This window comes from Vogesella oryzagri (assembly GCF_040148885.1).
GTDB lineage: Bacteria > Pseudomonadota > Gammaproteobacteria > Burkholderiales > Chromobacteriaceae > Vogesella > Vogesella oryzagri.
In genome coordinates this window covers 133,855-152,553 of record NZ_JBEFLD010000001.1, presented here as the reverse complement: position 1 = coordinate 152,553, position 18,699 = coordinate 133,855, and the positions used below count along the sequence as shown (strand labels likewise).

Here is an 18,699-nt window from a genome sequence, read left to right as displayed (position 1 = left end):
GCCGGATGTTATCAGCAAACCCATCGTCAATTTAAGCCTTGCCATCAAGGATGGCGGCAATTTGCCGCTTTCACGGCCGCGGACAGCAAAACGGGCTGCCCAAGGCAGCCCGTAAACGTGCTTGCGGCCAACTTGTGGCGGCTTAGCGGCTCATCAGCCAATCCACGTAGCGATCCACGCCCTGCTCGACGCTGAGCATGGCATCACCGTAGCCCGCTTCGCGCAGCTTGCCGATGTCGGCCTGGGTAAAGCTCTGGTACTTGCCCTTCAGCGCCTCCGGGAAGTCGATGTACTCCAGGATGCCCTGCTGCACCAGCTCGGCCAGCGTCAGCGCCGGCTTGCCTTCATGGCGGCGGCAGGCGTTGACGGTGGCCACCGCCACGTCGTTGAACGGCTGCGCGCGACCGGAGCCGAGGTTGAAGATGCCGTTCTGCTCCGGGTTGTCGAGGAAGTACAGGTTGACCTTCACCACGTCCTCCACCGACACGAAGTCGCGGCTCTGGGTGCCGTCGGCGTAGCCGTCGTAGCCGCCGAACAGCTTCACCTTGCCGGTGTCGCGGTACTGGTTGAAGTTGTGGAACGCTACCGAGGCCATGCGGCCCTTGTGCTGCTCCTGCGGCCCGTAGACGTTGAAGTAGCGGAAGCCGGCCACCTGCGCGGTGAGGCCCTCGCGCATGCGACGGCGCAGCACCTGGTCGAACAGGAACTTGGAGTAGCCGTAGACGTTGAGCGGGCCTTCGTGCTGGCGCTCTTCCTTGAACACGCTGCCCTTGCCGTAAGTGGCAGCGCTGGAGGCGTACAGCAGCGGCACTTCTTCGGCCTGACAGAATTCGAACAGCTCCAGTGTGTACTGGTAGTTGTTCTCCATCATGTACTTGCCGTCGTGATTCATGGTGTCCGAGCAGGCACCCTGATGCAGGATGGCGCGGATTTCGCCGTCGAAATCGCCACTGCCGATCAGGTTGATGAAGTCCTGCTTGTCCAGGTAGTCGCTGATTTCGCAATCCACCAGGTTGACGAACTTGTCGCCACGGGTGAGGTTGTCTACCGCCAGGATGTCGGTCTCGCCACGCGCATTCAGTGCCTTGACGATATTGGAGCCGATGAAACCGGCGGCGCCGGTGACGACGATGGTCATGTGTATTCCTTTTCAGGCGGGCCGGCCTCTGCGGCCAATCCGGTATCGATTCGATTAAAAGCTGCTGCCCGGTTGCTGCAGGAACGCCAGTTCCTCCGCCGTACTGGCCCGCCCCAACGCCGCATTGCGGTGCGGAAAACGGCCAAAGCGGGCGATGATGTCGCGGTGACGGCCGGCATAATCCACTACGCCGGCGTAGCCCGGGCTGTCTGGCGGCAAGGCAGAGAAGAGCCGCACACACTCGTCCTGATCTTCCAGCCGCTCGCTGTGCTCCAGTGGCAGATAGCAGAACCAGCGCGCCACCGGCGGCAACTGCTGGTCCAGCCCTGCGGCCAACATGCCGTGTGCCACCTGCTGCGCCAGCGCATCGCTGGCAAAGGCGCGCGCTTCGCCGCGGAACAGATTGCGCGGAAACTGGTCGGCGACCAGCAACCATGCCAGCGCCTGGCGGGCATCATCCGCCACCGGCAGCAATGTGCCGGTCTGCAGCGCCGTCACCAGCGCCAGGAAACGCTCGCGGATGATGCCGTCGAACACCGCATCCTTCTTGAACCAGGCATCGCGCGGGATGGCCAGCATCTCGTCGCTGCTGCCACCAAACCAGAACTGCAGGACTTCCTCGTGCCACAACATGCGTGCCTCGCTTTCCTGCTGCAAATGGGTGCTGCTTACAGAGCAAACAGCTCGCGCTGATGGCAGACGGCCGTGCCGAGCTTGGCCACCACGATGCCGGCGGCGGCATTGGCCAGACTCATGGCCAGCGGCATGTCCAGCCCGGCAGCCAGCATCAGGCCCAGAGTGCCGATCACGGTATCGCCGGCACCGGACACGTCGTACACCTCTTTCGCCAGCGTCGGTTCATGCACCGCGCCGTCGGCGCGGAACAAGGTCATACCTTCCTCGCTGCGGGTCACCAGCAAGGCGTCCAGCTGCAGCGCTGCGCGCAGCGCTTCGGCCTTGGCGCTGAGCTGCTCCTCGGTCTGCCAGCTGCCGGCGACCTGACGGAACTCGCTGCGGTTAGGCGTCAGCAGCGTGGCACCGGCGTACTTGCTGTAGTCGTCGCCTTTCGGGTCGATCAGCACCGGCTTGCCAGCCGCCCGCGCCAGCGCGATCATGCGCGCGACGTGGGTGAGGCCGCCCTTGCCGTAGTCGGACAGGATCACCACGTCGTGTTCGGCGACGATGGCGGCGTACTCGTCCAGCTTGTCGGCGAGGATTTCATGGCTCGGCGCGTCCTCGAAATCGAGGCGGATCAGCTGCTGCTGGCGCGCCACGACGCGCAGTTTTACCGTGGTGGAAATCTCCGGATCACGCTTGAGCGAGGCCTGGATGCCGTCGGCGGCCAGCAGGCGCGCCAGCGCGGTGGCGGCTTCGTCGTCGCCGACCACCGACAGGATGGTGGCCTGGCCACCTAGCCCGGCGATGTTGCGCGCCACGTTGGCCGCACCACCGGCGCGCTCTTCCATGCGGTTGATGCGCGCCACCGGCACCGGCGCTTCCGGCGAGATGCGGCTGACATCGCCGAACCAGTAACGATCCAGCATTACGTCGCCCACCACCAGCACGCGGCTGGCGGCCAACTTGCTACCCAGGGTTTCGGGCGCCAGGCCCAGTTGCTGCAACAGGCTCATGTTTGTCCTCCGCCCGTTCAGGCCTGGCTTAGCTGCCAGGCGCGGATATCGGCATTGATGCCGCTCAGCACCGCCAGCGGGTCCACCGCCTTGGTAATCGGACGGCCAATCACCAGGTAGTCGGCACCGGCCTGCAACGCGGCGACCGGGGTCATCACCCGGCGCTGGTCATCGGCGGCGCTGTCGGCCAGGCGGATACCCGGCGTCACCAGCTTGAAGTCCTGGCCAAGCTCGGCCTTCAGCAGCGGTGCTTCCTGCGCCGAGCACACCACGCCGTCGAAGCCGCTGTCGCGGGTGAGGCGCGCCAGACGCAGCACGTGCTCCTGCGGCGGCACGGTGATGCCGATTTCGGCCAGATCGGCGGCTTCCATGCTGGTGAGCACGGTAACGGCGATCAGCAGCGGACGCTGGCTGTAGTTGGCCAGCGCCTCGGCCGCGGCGCTCATCATGCGGCGGCCGCCGGAGGCATGCACGTTGACCATCCACACGCCGATGTCGGCCGCCATCTTGCAGGCATGCGCCACGGTGTTGGGGATGTCGTGGAATTTCAGGTCCAGGAACACCTGGAAGCCGCGTGCGGCCAACTGCTCCACCAGTTGCGGGCCGGCAGCGGTAAACAGCTCCTTACCCACTTTCAGCCGGCATTGGCTCGGGTCCAGGCGGGCGGCAAAGGCCAGCGCGGCATCGGCGGTGGAAAAGTCCAGTGCCACCAGCACCGGCGAGGCCACGTTGGCCGTGGCATTTTCAAGGATCAAAGGATTCATGCTTGGTCGTGTCGGTGAATTCAATTGGTTTCCGAGCGGTTGGGCGTAAAGCTTTCCCACTCGCCACAGGCCGGGCAGTGCCAGAAGAATGCCCGCGAGCGGAAGTTGCAGCGCTTGCAGCGGTGCACGGTCAGTTTCTGCGCGTGCTTCATCACCAGCGCGCGCGCCACTTCGGCATCCATGCGCCCTTCCGGGCTCAGCTCGTCCATCTGTGCTTCGATCAGGCGATACACGCCCAACAGGTTCGGCCGGGCGTGCACCGCCTCGCGCACCGCCTCCAGCGCCTTGGCTTCGCCTTCGTAGGTCGCCACTTTCTGGTACAGCAGATCGGTCAGCTCCAGCTGCGAGAAGGTACGCTGGTAGCCGCGCAGCAAGGCAATGCCTTCCTGCGACTTGCCCAGTGCCTCGTGGGCGTCGAACAGCCGCTCGGCCACCATGGCCAGGTATTCGTAGTTCTGCTTCTCGATTGCCTGCCACGCGGTGATGGCAGCCTCCAGCCGGCCTTCCGCCACTTCGATATCGCCCAGTAGAATGCTGGCGCGCACGCACTTGCGGTTGGCCGCAAACGCCTCTGCCACGTAATGACGGGCCTTGTCGTAATCGGACTGGTACAGCGCCGCCTGCGCCAGCTCGCAGAAAAACTGCGCTACTTCATGCTGGAAGGAATGCGCATCGCTGCGCAGCTCGCGCGCGGTGGCAATAGCCTTCTCCCAGTCGCGGTCCTGCTGGTAAATGCTCAGTAGCTGCTCGCGGGCCGACTTGCCCATGTGGTGGCTTTTCAGCAGGGTCAGCAGCAGCTCTTCGGCCCGATCCACCAGGCCGGCCTTGTGGAAGTCCTGCGACAGCTCGAAGCGCACCTGCGATTTTTGCTCTGCCGTCAGGTCCGGCAGCTCCAGCAGTTTCTGATGCAGGCGGATGGCGTGATCGTTCTCGCCGCGACGGCGATACAGCTTACCTAGGCTCAGCTGCACATCCAGCGAATCCGGGTGCGCGCGCGCCACTTCGGCCAGCGAGCGCGAGGCGACGTCGGTACGGTCATCGACCAGCGCATCCAGCCCCTTGTAAAACGCGGCCGGCACTTCCTTGGCCTGCTTCAATACGGCGCGCATGTCCACGCGCGCGGCCAGCCAGCCCAGGCCAAAGAAAGCCGGGAACAGCAACAGCCACCACAGATCTAGATCCAACATTCAACCTCGGATAGGGAAAACCGCCGGCTCAATCGGCCAGGGCATCGCTCGGATCAGTCACCACCTTGCTGGCGGCCTGACGGGAACGCAGTTCCTTCTTGAGCTGCGACAGCTCGCGACGAACGCGCAGGGAATAGGCAAACGTGGCCAGCAGGCCGATCACGGCGCCAGCAACGAAGAAAATCAGCAGCAACAGAATCAGCGGCACTTGCCAGCTGTGACCGAAGAACAACTTGAACTCGACCACGGTGCTGTTCTGCACAGTGACCGCAACCAGCAACACGAGCAGTAGCAGCTCAAACAAGCGGAACAGGTAACGCATGGGACTCTCACTTGGTTCGCAACACAGACAGGTTGCCGATGACATCATGCCAGCGACAAAACGACCAGCCTCGCAAGTTTAAACGAAAGCACGATGGCTCCCAAGCGCGCATGGCATAAAAAAACGCTGCGACCGGTGGTCGCAGCGTTTTGCTAGACAGACAACAAGCAACTTATTGGTCAGCGCCGTCCTCGAGATCAACTCGCTCGCGCAATTCCTTGCCTGCCTTGAAGTGAGGCACGTATTTCTCAGGAACGACAACGCTGCTGCCAGACTTGGGGTTGCGGCCAACCCGCGGCGGACGGTAGTTCAGATCGAAACTACCGAAGCCGCGAATCTCGATTCGCTGCCCTTTTGCCAGGCTGCCGGCCATCGCATCCAGAATGGTTTTGACGGCCAGCTCAGCATCTTTGGCGACCAACTGAGGATAACGCTCGGCAAGCCTCGCAATAAGCTCAGATTTGGTCATGTCCATAAATTACTCGTTGCCGCCGGACAGTTTGGCTTTCAGCAGCGCGCCCAGGCTGGTGGTACCAGCAGACACGTTGGCATCGGAGGATACGGCTGCCATGGCAGCTTTCTCTTCCTGCATGTCCTTGGCCTTGATGGACAGGCTGATGGAGCGGGACTTGCGATCCACAGCGATGATCACGGTTTCAACTTCATCACCCTCTTTAACGTGGGTGCGGATGTCTTCAACGCGGTCGCGGGATACTTCGGAAGCACGCAGGTAGCCTTCAACGTCGGCTTCCAGCTGGATCACGGCGCCCTTGGCATCAGCGGACTTAACGATGCCCTTCACCAGGGAACCCTTGTCGTTCATGGCAACGAAGTTGTTGAACGGATCACCTTCCATCTGCTTGATGCCCAGGGAGATGCGTTCTTTTTCCACGTCGATGGACAGAACCAGCGCTTCAACTTCGTCGCCCTTCTTGAACTTGCGCACGGCGTCTTCGCCGGTTTCGGTCCAGGACAGGTCGGACAGGTGCACCAGACCATCGATGCCGCCCGGCAGGCCAACGAACACGCCGAAGTCGGTAATGGACTTGATCGCGCCCTTCAGCTTGTCGCCCTTCTTGAAGTTGTCGGCGAATTCGTTCCACGGATTGGCCTGGCACTGTTTCATGCCCAGGCTGATACGACGACGCTCTTCGTCGATCTCCAGGATCATCACTTCAACTTCGTCACCCACCTGAACTACCTTGGACGGGTGTACGTTCTTGTTGGTCCAGTCCATTTCGGACACGTGTACCAGACCTTCGATGCCCTGCTCGATTTCCACGAACGCACCGTAGTCGGTCAGGTTGGTTACCTTGCCGAACAGACGGGTGCCGGACGGGTAGCGACGGGACAGGCCCACCCACGGATCTTCGCCCAGTTGCTTCAGACCCAGCGATACGCGGTTCTTCTCTTGGTCGAACTTCAGGACCTTGGCTTCTACTTCATCGCCAACAGCCAGCACTTCGGACGGGTGCTTCACACGACGCCATGCCAGGTCGGTGATGTGCAGCAGGCCATCGATACCGCCCAGGTCAACGAACGCACCGTAGTCGGTGATGTTCTTGACGATACCCTTGATCACTGCGCCCTCTTTCAGGGTTTCCAGCAGTGCCTTGCGCTCTTCGCCCAAGGTCTCTTCCAGCACGGCGCGGCGGGAAACAACAACGTTGTTACGCTTGCGATCCAGCTTGATAACCTTGAACTCGACTTCCTTGCCTTCGTACGGAGTGGTGTCTTTCACCGGACGCACGTCAACCAGGGAACCCGGCAGGAAGGCGCGGATGCCGTTAACCATAACGGTCAGACCACCCTTAACCTTGCCGCTGATAACGCCGGACAGAATCTTGCCAGCTTCCAGCGCTTCTTCCAGGTCAACCCAGGCAGCCAGACGCTTGGCTTTTTCACGGGACAGCTTGGTTTCGCCGAAACCGTTTTCCAGGGAGTCAATCGCTACGGTCACGAAGTCGCCGATTTGCACTTCCAGCAGACCGTTGTCGCTCTTGAATTCTTCAACCGGGATCAGGGATTCGGACTTCAGACCGGCGTTAACGGTCACGAAGTTGGAATCAACGCCAACCACTTCAGCGGTGATCACTTCACCAGCGCGCATTTCCTGCAGGGAGAGGCTTTCCTCAAACAGCGCGGCAAAGCTTTCCATTTCGAAGGTAGTCATTCGTATACTCACATAAGCGTGCCTTGCGTCACACGGGTCAAGTTGAAATACGCAGCCAGCGCAAGGAGTTACAAGCTGCGTTTACAAAAAATTAATGGCCGGGCCACGGCATTGCGGTCATCGCCGGCGGCCTGAAAAAATCAGACCGCGGCGAACCACGCCAGCACCTGATCGACCGCCTGGTCGATAGTCAGGGCCGAGGTGTCCAGCAAGCGGGCATCCGGCTCTTGTCGCAGCGGGGCAACCGGGCGCGCCGCATCACGTGCGTCACGCTCAGAAATATCCAGCTGAATCTGAACGAGATTAGCAGATTCCCCTTTTGCGATCAACTGCTTATAGCGTCGCTCCGCCCGAACTTCCGCGCTGGCGGTCAGGAAAACTTTCAGTTCGGCGCGCGGAAACACCACCGAACCCATGTCGCGGCCATCCGCCACCAGCCCCGGCGGCACCAGGAAGGTACGCTGGCGCGCCAGCAGCGCGGCGCGCACTTCCGGCAGCGCCGCCACCTTGGAGGCGCCCATGCCGATATCTTCGGCACGGATCGCCGCGCTGACATCGTGGCCATCCAGCCACACCTTGCCATCACGGAATGCCGCCGGCAGCTGTGCGGCCAACCTGGCCACACGCTGCGCATCTTCCCAGCTCACGCCCTCGCGCAGCGCATACAGCGCGGTCAAGCGATACAGCGCGCCGGAATCCAGGTAATGCAAGCCCAGCTTGTCCGCCACCAGCGCAGCCACGGTACCCTTGCCGGACGCGGACGGGCCATCGATGGTAATTACAGGTTTCAACGTAGGCATGTCACATCGCCTTGAATCAAAACCGAACATTGTAACGCAGCTGCCCTTGGCACTGCAGGTTTGCGTCGCAGTGCACAAAAACGGTACAGTCGCTGCACGAGATCACCCCGCGCGGCGCCCTGCCGCACGCCAAAAAGACAAGACCATGGAACAACTCACGCTACACCCGATTCCCCGCCTGGCCGGCACCGTGAAACTGCCGGGTTCGAAGAGCATTTCCAACCGCACCCTGCTGCTGGCCGCGCAGGCCGACGGCCCGACCCTGGTGCGCGACCTGCTGGATTCCGACGATATCCGCCGCATGCTGGAAGCCCTGACCACGCTGGGCGTGCAAGTGGAACAGCAGGGCGACAGCCGTGATTTTCTGGTGCATGGCACCGGCGGCGCGTTCGCGGTGAAGGACGCCGACCTGTTCCTCGGCAACGCAGGCACCGCCTTCCGCCCGCTCACGGCGGCACTGGCGCTGATGCAGGGCAACTATCACCTGCACGGCGTGGCGCGCATGCACGAGCGCCCGATCGGCGATCTGGTGGATGCGCTGCGCGTGGCTGGCGCCGATATCGCCTACCTGGGCAACGACGGCTTCCCGCCGCTGCAGATCAAGCCGGCCAGCATCAGCGCCGGCAAGGTGATTCCGGTGAAGGGCAATGTCTCCAGCCAGTTCCTTACCGCGCTATTGATGGCGCTGCCGCTGACCGGCGAGAGCGTCACCATCGAGGTGGTGGGCGAGCTGATTTCCAAGCCGTATATCGAGATCACCCTCAACCTGATGGCGCGCTTCGGCGTGAACGTGCAGCGCGACGGCTGGCAGCGTTTCAACATTGCCGGCGGCCAGCACTACCAGTCGCCGGGCGAAATCCACGTCGAGGGCGATGCCTCCAGCGCCTCCTATTTCCTGGCGGCCGGCGCGCTGGCCGGCGGCCCGGTACGGGTGGAAGGGGTTGGCCGCAGCAGCATCCAGGGCGATGTGAAGTTTGCCGACGCGCTGGCACTGATGGGCGCCGAGATCAGCATGGGCGACAACTGGATCGAGGCACGCGCGCCGCAAGGCGGGTTGAAGGCCATCGACGTGGACCTGAACCACATCCCAGACGCGGCGATGACCATCGCCGTGGCCGCGCTGGCCGCCAACGGCACCACCACCATCCGCAACGTGGAAAGCTGGCGGGTGAAGGAAACCGACCGTCTGGCGGCGATGGCCACCGAGCTGCGCAAGGTCGGCGCCACGGTGGTGGAAACCCAGGACAGCATCAGCGTCACCCCGCCGGCCACGCTGATTGCCAACGCCGAGATCGACACCTACGACGACCACCGCATGGCGATGTGCTTCTCGCTGGTGGCGCTACTGGGTACGCCGGTGATCATCAACGACCCCAAATGTGTGGCCAAGACTTTCCCGGATTACTTCGAAGTACTGGGCAAGCTGGCGGCCGGCTAAGCACTGCCGCCCGACCACCCTGGCCGCTGCCCTTGCAGCGGCTTTTTCATGCCCGCGGCTTGCCAAATGGCAAGGCTAAACACAAAATATTGCGACTTAATACACACAAAACACAAGATGAGCGATCCCTTCACCCTGCGCCGCGACTTCATGCAGCGCTTCGACATGCAGCTTCCCACCCAGCCGCAATATCACGCCGAGGCGCTGACCATGTGGCAGAACATGCTGCAGGAGGAGTGGCAGGAATTCATGACCGCGTTGCAGGACTACCAGCAACTGCCGCAGGCGGATGCGGCCGAACAGACCCGGTTGCGCGCCGAGCTGGCGGCCGAGGGCGTGGATGTGCTGAATGTGCTGATCGGCCTGCTGCTGTCGCAGGGCCTGCCGCTAGAAGACATGTTCGCCGCCATCCATGCGGCCAACTTGGCCAAATGCGTGGACGGCAAGGTGTTGCGCCGCACCGACGGCAAGATCCTGAAGCCGGCCGGCTGGCAACCGGCGGACAAGGAAGGCGTGATCCGCGCCAGCGGCGGTTGAGAGCCTGCTTACGATCTGCTGCGCGCCGGCGATACGGCATGAAAAACGGCTTCGGGACGCCCGTTTACCCTTAGTAACCCGTAACCCCTGCTTCCTCAGCCGTTTTCGCCTTGTTTCGCTCTAGCGCTGGAGCGCAGACAGACCCTAGGCAGCTGCGCTAACGTTTTGCGGCCAACTTGTGCAGCAGCTTGTCCAGCTGCGCAGCAAAAGCAGCGCGGTCGCGCTGACTGAAGGCGGATGGCCCGCCGGTCTGCACGCCGCTGTCGCGCAGCTCGGTCATGAAGTTACGCAGTGCCAGCGCCTCGCGGATGGTGGCATCGCTATACAGCTCGCCGCGCGGATTGAGCGCCAGCGCGCCCTTGGCCACCACCTGTGCCGCCAGCGGAATGTCCGCTGTCACCACGATGTCGCCTGGCTGCGCCTGCTGCGCGATGTGGTTATCGGCCACGTCGAAGCCGGCCGGCACCTGCAGCGCGCGGATATGTGGCGACGGTGGCACCCGCAGCAGCTGGTTGGCCACCAGCACCGTGGCGGTGGCGGTGCGCTCGGCGGCGCGAAACAGGATGTCCTTGATCACCGCCGGACAGGCATCGGCATCCACCCAGATAGTCATGTATTGCCCCGATTGAATTTCTGCTGCCAAGCCTGGCGGGCCAGCCGCGCCCGCTCGAAGCGGGTAGTCATCGCCGCCGCATCACCGGCGGCCAGTTCCGCCCGCAACGCGTCCAGCGTGTGCTGGAACGCGTCCAGCTCCACCAGCAGCGCGTCGCGGTTGGCCAGCGCGATGTCGCGCCACATTTCCGGATGGCTGCCGGCAATGCGGGTGAAGTCGCGAAAACCGGTAGCAGCAAAATCGAAACAGCGCTCGGCATCGGCCTTGCCGACAATGGTATCCACATAGGCAAACGCCAGCAGATGCGGCAAGTGGCTGACGGTGGCGAACACCGCATCGTGTTCGGTCGCGCTCATCTGGTACACACGGGCGCCGCAGGCCTGCCACAGCTCACGCACCAGCTCGGCGGCGGCGGTGGCGGTTTCCGGCAGCGGTGTCACCACGATGCGGCGGTTGTCGTACAGGCCATACTGTGCGGCGGCGGCGCCGGACAGGTCGGAACCGGCAATCGGGTGCGCCGGCACGCACTGCGCCAGGTGGGCAGGCAGATGCTGGCGCAGCAGCGCCACCACGTCGCTCTTGGTGCTGCCGCCGTCGGTCACCACGCAGTGGGCCGGCAGCTGCGGCGCGATCTCGGCAAACACCCGCCCCATCTGCCCCACCGGCGTGGCCACCAGTACGATATCGGCCTGACGCACCGCCTCGGCGGCGCTGTGGCTGGCGGCGTCGATCACCCCCAGCTCGACCGCCCGCTGCAGGTTGGCCGCAGAACGGCCGACACCGATCACCCGCGCCACCTTGCCGGCGCGCTTCAGCGCCAGCGCAAACGAACCGCCGATCAGGCCGACGCCGATCACCACCAGGGTCAAACCGCCCTCACCCACCTGCATGCTGCTGTCCCGTGCCATTAAAGAAGGAGCGGCTATCATAACCTTATTTTTGCGCTGCAAAAGGAACCGCCATGCCAGCTTCGCTATATGTGTACTACAGCGTGAGCGACAATTTTCTGCCAGCACAGCATGCCGTGATGGCACTAATGGAAGAAATTCAAGAAAAAACAGGAATTCAGGGCAGATTATTGCAACGTCGCGATGACACGCACACCTGGATGGAAATCTACGACGCCATCACCGATGCCGATGGCTTCAATGCCGCGCTGCACGCCGCCGTCGCCGCGCGACCAAGCTTGGCCGCCCTGCAGCGGCACGAGGAGTGGTTTGTCGCGCTGACCTAACCCGGCGCCGCTCAGCTGCCGCCCTGTAACGCCAGCTGCAGATGGCGAGTCAGCGGCCAGTCGTGCCAGTGCCGTGTGTGCAGCTGCCGCAGCGGCCAGATGCCGGCCAGGCTGTTGCAGACAAAGGCTTCATCCGCCGCCAGCACCTCGTCCGGCAGCAGCCGCACCACGCGCGCCGGGATAGCAAGGTTGGCCGCGGCATCCAGCACGCTGGCACGCATGGCGCCACTGACGCCGCAGCGGTCCAGCGGCGGGGTCAGCAGTTCGCCGCCACGCACGATGAACAGATTGCTCATGGTGCCTTCCACCACGCTGCCGGCCATGTCCAGCATCAGCCCTTCGGCAATGGCCGGGTCGCGCCACTCGCTGCGCGCGAACACGTTCTCCAGCCGGTTCAGGTGTTTCACCCCGGCCAACAGCGGCTGCAGCGCCAGCCGCGTGTCGCACCAGCGCGCCACGATGCCCTGCGCCGCGCGCTCGGCCGGGTAACCGCCCCAGGCGCTGGCGCTGACGATGCGCGTCGGGCTGCAGCCATCGGGCATGGCATAGCCGCGCTGGCCGCCGCCGCGGGTCAGCACGATCTTCACCACCGCGCGCTCAAGCTCGGCCGCAACGCTGGCGATCTCGCGCAGCAGCAGTGCCTCGTCCGGGCACGGCAGGCGTAGCTGCGCGCAGTCTGCGGCCAACCTTTGCCACTGCCAGTGCCACAGCAGCGGTGTGCCATGCCGGGCTTCCAGCGTGCGGTACAGGCCGTCACCATAGGCCAGGCCGCGGTCGCTGGCGCTGATGCTGTCGCCGGGCAGGCCGTTGATCAGCATCAGGCCTCCACGCCCAGCGCGCGCAGCAGGCCACGCGCCTTGTGACGGGTTTCCTGCAGCTCGCGCTGCGGATCGGAGTCGGCGACGATGCCGCCGCCGGCACGGAAGCGCAGTTGCTGCCCCTGCTGCATGAAGGTGCGGATCAGGATGTTCACATCCAGCGTGCCGTCGCGGTTGAGGTAGCCCAGGCTGCCGGTGTAGGCGCGGCGCGCGCTGTTTTCCAGCTCGCGGATGATCTGCATGGTGCGCACCTTGGGGCAGCCAGTGATGGTGCCGCCGGGGAACAGCGCGCGGAACACGTCCACCGTGTCCACGCCGGGGCGGATGCGGCCGCGGACATTGGACTCGATGTGATGCACGTAGGCATAGCTGGCCACCGCCATCAGCTCGTTGACTTCCACCGTGCCCGGCTGACAGATGCGGCCCAGGTCATTACGCTCCAGGTCGATCAGCATCACGTGCTCGGCGCGCTCCTTGATGCTGCTGATCAGCCGCTGCTTCAGCGCGGCATCCTCGGCGGCATCCGGCGAGCGCGGATGGGTGCCGGCGATCGGGCGGGTATCCGCCCAGCCGTCGTGCACGCGCACCAGCCGCTCCGGCGAGGAGCTGACGATGTGCGCATCGCCGAAATCGGCCAGCGCCGAGAACGGCGCCGGATTGGCGCGGCGCAGCGCGGCGAACAGGTCCACCGGGCGCACTTCCTCGCCCAGCGTGGCGCGCCAGCCGCGCGAGATGTTGACCTGGAACACATCACCTTCGTAGATGTAATCCTTCAGTTTCACCACCGCGTCGGTGTACCAGTGCGGCGGGTCTTCCTCCAGCCCTTGCAGCGTCACCGCGCGCGGGCTGAACGGCACGGCGGCCTGCAAGGCGGCCTTGAGCTCGGCCAGCTGCGCAGCGCTTTCCGCCAGCAGCCAGCTTTGCCTGCCGGCGCGGTCGTGGAGGATGGCGGCCGGAATACGCGTCAGCGCCGCCAACGGGAAGCTGTCGCTGATGGCCGCCGGCACGCTGGGTTCAAACTCGGACAGCAGGTCGTAACCCAGGTACACGAACCAGCCGCCGGTAAACGGCAGGCCATGCGGATTGGCCACCGCCTGCGGCGCCGGCAGCGCACGCACGTCGGCCAGAAAAGCGGCGCCTTCGCCCTCGCGGTAGATGCGCGTCGCTACGGGCAAGGCCATCAGGATGTCCCAGCCGATGTCGCCGGACGACTGCAGTAGGTAGGGAAAGCGCGCCCGGTCGGCGGCGTGCAGCGCCAGCAGGTCGGGGGTATGGTTCAGCAGTTCGAAATGCATGGGTTCCGCTCCAACGCGCAAAACGTTGGCCGCAAAAGAAAAAGACCGCGCGAGTTTATCGCAGCGGTCTTGGCTGTCAATGTCGCCTGCGCGACCGGACATGGCTTATACGCGCTTGAACACCAGGGTACCGTTGGTACCGCCGAAGCCGAACGAGTTGGAGATTGCCACATCGATCTGCATGTCGCGCGCGGTGTTGGCCACGTAGTCCAGATCGCAACCGGCCTCGAAGTCCTGATCGTGCAGGTTGATGGTCGGCGGCGCCACTTGGTTGTGCACGGCCAGGATGGAGTAGATCGCCTCCACGCCACCGGCGGCACCCAGCAGGTGACCGGTCATCGACTTGGTGGAGTTCACCGCCAGCTTCTTGGCGTGCTCGCCAAACGCCAGTTTCAGCGCATTGGTTTCGTTGGCATCACCCAGCGGGGTGGAGGTGCCGTGCGCGTTGACGTACTGCACCTGGTCGGCATTGATGCCGGCATCGCGCAGCGCGTTAGTGACGCCACGGGCTGGGCCTTCGGCGCTCGGTGCCGTGATGTGGTAGGCATCGGAGCTCATGCCGAAACCGATCAGCTCGGCGTAGATCTTGGCGCCACGTTTCACCGCGTGCTCGTACTCTTCCAGCACGATCACACCGGCACCTTCACCCATTACGAAACCGTCACGCCCCTTGTCCCACGGACGGGAGGCGGTGGCGGGGTCATCGTTACGGGTGGACAGCGCCTTCATGGCGGCAAAACCGCCTACTGCCAGCTTGGTGACCGCGCCTTCAGCGCCGCCAGCCACCATGATGTCAGCGTCGCCGTACTTGATCAGGCGCGCGGCATCGCCGATGCAGTGTGCACCGGTGGTGCAGGCGGACACGATGCCGTAGCTCGGCCCCTGGAAGCCCTTGAGAATGGACACGTGACCGGCGATCAGGTTGATCAGCGAGCCCGGGATGAAGAACGGGCCGATCTTGCGCACACCACCTTGTTGCAGTGCCACGCCGGTTTCCTCGATCAGCGGCAGGCCGCCGATACCGGAACCGATGTTGACGCCAACGCGGGTCTTGTCCAGACCGGGGATGTCATCCAGGCCGGCATCGGCCACGGCTTGCAGCGCAGCGGCAATGCCGTAATGAATGAACGCATCCATGCGGCGGGCATCTTTTGCCGGAATGTACTGGGTGATGTCGAAATCTTTGACTTCACCGGCGATCTGGCAAGCCACATCGCTGGCGTCAAAACGGGTAATGGCAGTGATGCCACTCTTGCCGGCAAGGAGATTGGCCCAGCCGCTGGCGACATCGTTACCGACCGGGGACACATGCCCAAGGCCGGTCACTACTACTCTGCGTGTAGACACAGGGTATCTCCGTGAAATGTGGGAGCCTGGCTCCCGTTAGCCCCGACGCGGGAAACAATGCTTTACAGCATTGAATCAAACACGCGTTTCAGAACTACTACAGCAAAAAACCTCTGCAGGCGCGTGTAGCCACACCGGCAGAGGTCCTGGTAAATCCAAAAAGGAATTACTTGTTCAGGTGAGCGGTAACGTAGTCTACAGCTTGCTGAACGGTAGTGATCTTCTCGGCTTCTTCATCCGGAATCTCGCACTCGAACTCTTCTTCCAGCGCCATTACCAGCTCAACGGTGTCCAGGGAGTCAGCGCCCAGATCGTCAACGAAGGAAGAGTCGATCTTCACTTCGGCTTCATTCACGCCCAGTTGCTCGGCAACGATCTTCTTTACGCGCGCTTCGATGTTTTCCATTTGTTTAAACCCTTTACCTTTCTGTGCTCGGGATAACAAAACCCCGCCATTCTACAAAAAAAAACCAGAGTAGCCTACCTAGAACACCCTTCATCACGGAAATGATGTCAGCCAGGTGGCTGTTTGTTGACAACTTGTTGCGGCCAACGTCTTACGGCATCAGCATGCCGCCGTTGACATGCAGGGTTTGACCGGTGATGTAGGCAGCCTTGTCAGACGCCAGGAACAGCACCGCATCAGCGATATCCTGCGCATCGCCCAGACGGCCCAGTGCAATCTGGCCCACCAGCATCTCGCGCTGCGCTTCCGGCAGCGCGCGGGTCATGTCGGTATCGATAAAGCCCGGAGCCACGCAGTTGACGGTAATGCCACGGCTGCCCACTTCGCGCGCCATCGACTTGGTAAAGCCGATAATGCCGGCCTTGGCGGCCGCGTAGTTGGTCTGGCCGGCATTGCCCATCACGCCCACCACCGAGGCGATGTTGATGATGCGGCCGACGCGGGCCTTCATCATGCTGCGCAGCACGGCCTTGGAGGCCTTGAATACCGACTTCAGATTGGTATCCATGATGGCGTCCCAGTCTTCATCCTTCATGCGCATCAACAGACCGTCGCGGGTGATGCCGGCGTTGTTGACCAGGATGGCCACATCGCCGTATTCCTTGGCGATGGTGTCGATCAGCGCATCGATGGCGCCCTCTTCACCCACGTTCAGCACCATGCCGACGCCGCCCCACTGCGCCAGGCGCTCGCCGATAGCAGCCGCGCCGCTGTCGGAGGTGGCAGTGCCGATCACCTTGGCGCCGGCCGCAGCCAGCGTATCGGCGATGGCAGCACCGATGCCGCGCGATGCGCCGGTCACCAGTGCGACTTTACCTTGCAAACTCATGTCGTTCTCCTGCAGTTGGCCGCATGCGGCCAACCTGTAATTCGTTACGCCAGCTCGGCGCGGGCCGCTTCCAGCTTGGCGGCATCGGTCAGCGCGTGGCAGTTGACGTTGCCGTCAATACGCTTGGCCAGACCAGCCAGCACCTTGCCTGGGCCGCACTCGGCCATCAGCACGATACCGTCGGCAGCCAGCTGCTGGATGGTTTCGGTCCAACGCACCGGGCAATACAGCTGACGGGTCAGCACATCACGAATCTGCGCCGGGTCGCTGTAGGCGGCCACGTCGGCGTTGTGCAGCACCGGCATCTGCGGTGACTTGATCTCCACCGCGCCCAGCGCAGCGGCCAGACGCTCGGCAGCCGGTTTCATCAGTGAGCAGTGCGACGGCACCGACACCGGCAGCGGCAGCGCGCGCTTGGCGCCCTTGGCCTTGCACAGCTCCATCGCACGCTCGACAGCAGCCTTGCTGCCGGCAATCACCACCTGCCCCGGCGAGTTGAAGTTCACCGGCTCCACCACCTCGCCCTGCGCGGCTTCGGCGCAGGCAGCACGGATGTCGTCATCGGACAGGTTGAGGATGGCGGCCATGGCACCTTCGCCCGCCGGCACGGCTTCCTGCATGGCTTGCGCACGCAGACGCACCAGTTTCACCGCGTCGGCGAAATCCAGCGCACCGGCAGCCACCAGCGCCGAGTATTCACCCAGGCTATGGCCGGCTACCGCGGCCGGTACCGCGCCACCTTGTGCCAGCCAGGCGCGGTAGGTGGCCACACCTGCGGCCAACATCAGCGGCTGGGTATTGACGGTGGCGTTGATTGCATCAGCGGATTCGGCCTGCAGCATCGCCCACAGGTCTTCGCCCAGGGCCGTGGAGGCTTCATCAAATGTCTGTTTTACTACCGGCAGGTCGGCAAAGCCGTCCATCATTTTCAGGCTCTGCGAGCCCTGGCCGGGAAAGAGAAAGGCAAACGCCATTGCGGGTCTCCTTTTTTAAACGGGGTGAATGATGACTGCTTGCCGGCATTAATGCAAAAAAACCCTCAAACACCCGTATGAACGGGACGTTTGCAGCAGTTAGCCGACAATACCGGAAATAAGCCAGAAAAACGGGCACGACACTGTCGCACCCGCCTGTGGTATCAGTAGCGCAGCAACACGGCACCCCAGGCGAAACCGCCGCCGATGCCTTCCAGCAGCACGGTCTGATCGCGCTGGATCTTGCCGTCGCGCACGGCGTGATCAAACGCCAGCGGGATGGATGCCGCCGAAGTATTGCCCTGCTGCGGCAAGGTGACGATCACCTTGTCCATGGACAGGCCAAGATGCTTGGCGGTGGATTCGATAATGCGCAGGTTGGCCTGATGCGGCACCAGCCAGTCCACTGCAGACTGTTCCACACCGGCTTCGGCCAGGGTTTTTTCGGCAATGTCGGACAGCGCCTTCACCGCGAACTTGAATACCGCTGGACCATCCATGTGCAGGTAGGGAATACCCTGAATCTTGCCGCCGGCGATCTGCGCCGGGGTATTCAGGATGCCCTGGTAACGGCCGTCCGCAGCCAGCTTGACGTGCATGATGCCCGGCGCGTCCGACTTGCCCACCACCATGGCGCCGGCACCATCGCCAAACAACACGCAGGTACGGCGATCGTCCCAGTCCAGCACGCGGCTCATTACTTCCGCGCCTACCACCAGCACCTGCTTGGCCATGCCGCTCTTGATGTAGCTGTCGGCGGTGGCCAGCGCGAACATGAAGCCGGCACACACCGCCTGCACGTCGAACGCCGGGATGCCGGGCACGTTCAGCTTTTCCTGCAGCAGGCAGGCGGCACTGGGAAACACCATGTCCGGCGTGGTGGTGGCGACGATGATCATGTCCAGATCGGTCGCGGCGATGCCGGCGCTTTCCAGCGCCTTGACCGATGCCTGATAGGCCAGGTCACTGGTCTTCTGGTCATCGGCGGCGATATGGCGCGCGTGGATACCCGTGCGGGAGACAATCCACTCGTCACTGGTTTCCACCCGCTCGGCCAGCATGGCATTGGTCAGGATGGTGTCCGGCAGATAGCTGCCGGTACCGAGAATGCGGGAATAGGTCATGAGCTAACT

Annotated in this window: 21 protein-coding genes; 3 read left to right on the top strand and 18 right to left on the bottom strand. The window is 63.3% G+C overall.

Translation table 11 applies throughout. From position 1 onward, the window contains the following. Nucleotides 1-142: 142 nt before the first annotated feature. The 9 genes from rfaD to cmk all read right to left on the bottom strand — a co-directional run bounded on the left by rfaD (nt 143) and on the right by cmk (nt 8,015). A complete protein-coding gene (gene rfaD, locus ABNW52_RS00775; RefSeq protein ID WP_349582664.1) occupies nt 143-1,138 on the bottom strand; it encodes an ADP-glyceromanno-heptose 6-epimerase in 996 nt (331 codons plus the stop codon). A 54-nt stretch (nt 1,139-1,192) separates the two neighbouring features. After that, entirely contained in the window at nt 1,193-1,771 is a 579-nt protein-coding gene (locus tag ABNW52_RS00770) for a DUF924 family protein (RefSeq protein ID WP_349582661.1), read from the bottom strand. 35 nt (nt 1,772-1,806) lie between these two features. Beyond that, nucleotides 1,807-2,769, bottom strand: coding sequence for a D-glycero-beta-D-manno-heptose-7-phosphate kinase (gene rfaE1, locus ABNW52_RS00765; protein ID WP_349582658.1), 963 nt, complete (start codon nt 2,767-2,769; stop codon nt 1,807-1,809). A gap of 17 nt (nt 2,770-2,786) precedes the next feature. Next, complete coding sequence (gene pyrF, locus ABNW52_RS00760; RefSeq protein ID WP_349582655.1) at nt 2,787-3,533, bottom strand: orotidine-5'-phosphate decarboxylase; 747 nt, start codon at nt 3,531-3,533, stop codon at nt 2,787-2,789. Nucleotides 3,534-3,553: 20 nt separating this feature from the next. Next, on the bottom strand, nt 3,554-4,720 hold the full coding sequence (lapB, locus tag ABNW52_RS00755; RefSeq protein ID WP_349582652.1) for a lipopolysaccharide assembly protein LapB: 1,167 nt from the start codon (nt 4,718-4,720) through the stop codon (nt 3,554-3,556). A 28-nt stretch (nt 4,721-4,748) separates the two neighbouring features. Next, nucleotides 4,749-5,042 (bottom strand): LapA family protein, encoded by a 294-nt coding sequence (locus tag ABNW52_RS00750; protein ID WP_349582649.1) that lies wholly within the window; start codon nt 5,040-5,042, stop codon nt 4,749-4,751. Nucleotides 5,043-5,214: 172 nt separating this feature from the next. Further along, nucleotides 5,215-5,511 (bottom strand): integration host factor subunit beta, encoded by a 297-nt coding sequence (locus tag ABNW52_RS00745; RefSeq protein WP_174874999.1) that lies wholly within the window; start codon nt 5,509-5,511, stop codon nt 5,215-5,217. Nucleotides 5,512-5,520: 9 nt separating this feature from the next. After that, nucleotides 5,521-7,200, bottom strand: a complete 1,680-nt coding sequence (gene rpsA, locus ABNW52_RS00740; RefSeq protein WP_349583647.1) for a 30S ribosomal protein S1 — start codon at nt 7,198-7,200, stop codon at nt 5,521-5,523. A gap of 155 nt (nt 7,201-7,355) precedes the next feature. Continuing rightward, complete coding sequence (gene cmk, locus ABNW52_RS00735; RefSeq protein WP_349582646.1) at nt 7,356-8,015, bottom strand: (d)CMP kinase; 660 nt, start codon at nt 8,013-8,015, stop codon at nt 7,356-7,358. 145 nt (nt 8,016-8,160) lie between these two features. Here cmk and aroA point away from each other — a divergent pair, with 145 nt between their 5' ends. Both aroA and ABNW52_RS00725 read left to right on the top strand, forming a co-directional pair. Then, nucleotides 8,161-9,453, top strand: a complete 1,293-nt coding sequence (gene aroA / locus ABNW52_RS00730; protein ID WP_349582643.1) for a 3-phosphoshikimate 1-carboxyvinyltransferase — start codon at nt 8,161-8,163, stop codon at nt 9,451-9,453. Nucleotides 9,454-9,570: 117 nt separating this feature from the next. Beyond that, nucleotides 9,571-9,990 (top strand): nucleoside triphosphate pyrophosphohydrolase family protein, encoded by a 420-nt coding sequence (locus ABNW52_RS00725; RefSeq protein ID WP_349582640.1) that lies wholly within the window; start codon nt 9,571-9,573, stop codon nt 9,988-9,990. Between the two features lie 157 nt (nt 9,991-10,147). Here ABNW52_RS00725 and ABNW52_RS00720 read toward each other — a convergent pair whose 3' ends face one another. Further along, nucleotides 10,148-10,603: a YaiI/YqxD family protein gene (locus tag ABNW52_RS00720; RefSeq protein WP_349582637.1), complete on the bottom strand. Its 456-nt coding sequence runs from the start codon at nt 10,601-10,603 to the stop codon at nt 10,148-10,150. Further along, nucleotides 10,600-11,493: a prephenate dehydrogenase gene (locus tag ABNW52_RS00715; protein ID WP_349582636.1), complete on the bottom strand. Its 894-nt coding sequence runs from the start codon at nt 11,491-11,493 to the stop codon at nt 10,600-10,602. Before ABNW52_RS00715 ends, ABNW52_RS00720 begins: the two co-directional genes overlap by 4 nt. Nucleotides 11,494-11,564: 71 nt before the next feature. Here ABNW52_RS00715 and ABNW52_RS00710 point away from each other — a divergent pair, with 71 nt between their 5' ends. Further along, entirely contained in the window at nt 11,565-11,837 is a 273-nt protein-coding gene (locus ABNW52_RS00710; RefSeq protein WP_349582633.1) for a DUF4936 family protein, read from the top strand. Between the two features lie 11 nt (nt 11,838-11,848). Here the strand turns inward: ABNW52_RS00710 and pabC are convergent, their stop codons facing one another. The 7 genes from pabC to ABNW52_RS00675 form a co-directional block, all read right to left on the bottom strand. Further along, complete coding sequence (pabC, locus tag ABNW52_RS00705; RefSeq protein WP_349582631.1) at nt 11,849-12,655, bottom strand: aminodeoxychorismate lyase; 807 nt, start codon at nt 12,653-12,655, stop codon at nt 11,849-11,851. Then, on the bottom strand, nt 12,655-13,950 hold the full coding sequence (locus ABNW52_RS00700) for an aminodeoxychorismate synthase component I (RefSeq protein ID WP_349582629.1): 1,296 nt from the start codon (nt 13,948-13,950) through the stop codon (nt 12,655-12,657). Before ABNW52_RS00700 ends, pabC begins: the two co-directional genes overlap by 1 nt. A 105-nt stretch (nt 13,951-14,055) precedes the next feature. Then, nucleotides 14,056-15,297 carry a beta-ketoacyl-ACP synthase II gene (fabF, locus tag ABNW52_RS00695; protein ID WP_349582626.1) on the bottom strand — a complete coding sequence of 414 codons (1,242 nt, stop codon included), beginning with the start codon at nt 15,295-15,297 and terminating at the stop codon, nt 14,056-14,058. A 166-nt stretch (nt 15,298-15,463) separates the two neighbouring features. Then, complete coding sequence (acpP, locus tag ABNW52_RS00690) at nt 15,464-15,703, bottom strand: acyl carrier protein (protein WP_047965576.1); 240 nt, start codon at nt 15,701-15,703, stop codon at nt 15,464-15,466. A 151-nt stretch (nt 15,704-15,854) separates the two neighbouring features. Then, entirely contained in the window at nt 15,855-16,592 is a 738-nt protein-coding gene (fabG, locus tag ABNW52_RS00685) for a 3-oxoacyl-ACP reductase FabG (RefSeq protein WP_349582623.1), read from the bottom strand. Between the two features lie 44 nt (nt 16,593-16,636). Next, the gene (gene fabD, locus ABNW52_RS00680; protein WP_349582620.1) at nt 16,637-17,566 is read right to left on the bottom strand and encodes an ACP S-malonyltransferase; all 930 of its coding nucleotides are present in this window, start codon (nt 17,564-17,566) and stop codon (nt 16,637-16,639) included. A gap of 164 nt (nt 17,567-17,730) precedes the next feature. Continuing rightward, complete coding sequence (locus ABNW52_RS00675) at nt 17,731-18,690, bottom strand: beta-ketoacyl-ACP synthase III (protein WP_349582617.1); 960 nt, start codon at nt 18,688-18,690, stop codon at nt 17,731-17,733. Nucleotides 18,691-18,699 lie beyond the last annotated feature (9 nt).